Origin of the sequence: Yersinia sp. 1252 StPb PI (assembly GCF_048593885.1) — a bacterium.
Lineage (GTDB): Bacteria > Pseudomonadota > Gammaproteobacteria > Enterobacterales > Enterobacteriaceae > Yersinia > Yersinia enterocolitica_E.
In genome coordinates, this window is the sequence record NZ_JAZGQE010000336.1 from 1 (window position 1) to 1919 (window position 1919).

Sequence of the window (1919 nt, forward strand, 5' to 3'; positions counted from 1 at the left end):
GTGATTAATTTTTAATAAAATTATAAATCTTATCGGCCATAAAGGTTGCTCGAATGAGTAAAGGAAAAGTATTGTTAGTTGGGGCGGGACCGGGGGATGCATCTCTAATCACTGTAAAAGGATTGCTAGCCATTCGTGAAGCTCAAGTTATTGTGCATGACCGTCTGGTTAATCTTGAGTTAATTTCTCAAGCACCACCCCATTGCCAGATTATTAATGTGGGGAAAACCTCAAATCATCATCCAGTCCCACAAGAACAGATCAATCAAATCTTGGTCGAGCATGCCCTGGCGGGTAAAAATGTTGTTCGTCTTAAAGGAGGCGACCCTTATGTATTTGGCCGAGGTGGAGAAGAAGCCGAGGCACTTGCCCATGAAGAGATCCCTTTTGAGATAATTCCAGGTATCAGCTCAGCTATTGGCGGTTTAGCCTATGCCGGTATCCCCGTGACCCATCGGCACTACGCTTCCAGCTTTCATGTGGTCACCGGGCATATGTGTCAGGGAAATGAACCACAAAACTGGGATATTTTGGCCCAACTGGATGGGACGTTAATCGTATTAATGGGAATGACGCGACAAGAGGAGATCTGCCAACGCCTAATCGACGGAGGTAAATCACCCGACACCCCCGCCGCCGCCGTGATGTATGCCAGTCAGCAACGGCAAGAGATAGCAAAAGGGACACTGACCACGCTAAAAGATGAAATTGTACGTAAAAAATTACATGCCCCCGCACTGTTAGTGATTGGTCATGTCGTCAATCTTAGTGATGTTCTGGCTTTTACTGCCCACCAAATTGATATCAGTCATGAACCACTATTGCAGGCAATCTGAGTATGTTGTCAGCAATAGTTATTTGTTCCAGGGGGTCAGTCGTGCATAAGAGCGGCATTCAACCCGTCAGTTATATCAGGCATCCAGACCACATCTGGCCACAGGCTGTTTCTCATGGCTGAGGCCCGTTGCCCTGCCTCTTGTGGTGAACTGATCCAAGGGTGGATTTTGGGCGGAGAAAAACTTATCTCTTGCCCAATTAACTGGTTTAGCACCGTTTCAGTTACCGAAGGGGAACCGGGCTGGCGTGAACGACCACGTATGCGTCACATGGTCAGGCAAGTGTTGGCGCATTTTGGCGAGCCTGCCCAATATAGCGAGAATATATGCATTGCGTTTGAATCCACTATTCCCGTGGCTAAAGGATTAGCCAGTAGCACTGCCGATATTGCCGCAACAGCTATCGCGACCAGCCGCTTACTGGGCAAATCACTGAGTGACGAGTCACTGGCCAAACTCTGCGTAGCAGTTGAACCCACCGACAGCACGATATTTAAAGATCTCACCCTTTTTGATCACCAGAGCGCGCAAAGTCATCATCCCTTTACCTGGCGACCCGACATCGACATTCTGCTACTTGAAAGTACACAAACGCTGTTAACCGAAGAGTTCCATAAACGAAATCGCCAACCCTTGTTACTTAAACAGGCAGCCAACTTAGCCAATGCTATGCAACTGTTTCAACAGGCTAACGATACCCAGTGCCACTATCGTTTGGGCGAAGCCGCCACGCTAAGTGCCATCGCCAGTCAGCCAATGCTGCCTAAGCCTGAATTTCATCAGTTACTGGATATCGTTGAGCGCAGCGGAATTTATGGTTTGAACGTCGCCCACAGTGGCAGCGTTATTGGTTTGCTGTTCAATCATCAACGACACGATCTAGACCGACTTATCAGCACACTGCATCAACCACAGATAATTAAGCACTATCCGCATATTCATATCGTCAAAATGGTGGCGGGTGGCGTGCGTTGATGAACATATTATTTTCGCAAACATCATTTGTTTTTAATATTCAGCTAATGTGATAATAACTCACCATTATTTTTAACATTATAACTCTCACATCTATAAAATATCTCA

The 1919-nt window shown here is 46.6% G+C and carries 2 protein-coding genes; both read left to right on the forward strand.

From position 1 onward, the window contains the following. The first annotated feature begins 53 nt into the window (after positions 1-53). Positions 54-836 (forward strand): uroporphyrinogen-III C-methyltransferase, encoded by a 783-nt coding sequence (gene cobA / locus V2A85_RS23310; RefSeq protein ID WP_372559433.1) that lies wholly within the window; start codon positions 54-56, stop codon positions 834-836. Positions 837-950: 114 nt separating this feature from the next. After that, entirely contained in the window at positions 951-1811 is an 861-nt protein-coding gene (locus V2A85_RS23315) for a GHMP kinase (protein ID WP_420072513.1), read from the forward strand. The last annotated feature ends 108 nt before the right edge of the window (positions 1812-1919 follow it).

Bases quoted from the DNA above. Each gene is read 5' to 3' on its own strand.
- cobA (WP_372559433.1), top strand. From the start codon at position 54: ATGAGTAAAGGAAAAGTATTGTTAGTTGGGGCGGGACCGGGGGATGCA.
- V2A85_RS23315 (WP_420072513.1), top strand. From the start codon at position 951: ATGGCTGAGGCCCGTTGCCCTGCCTCTTGTGGTGAACTGATCCAAGGG.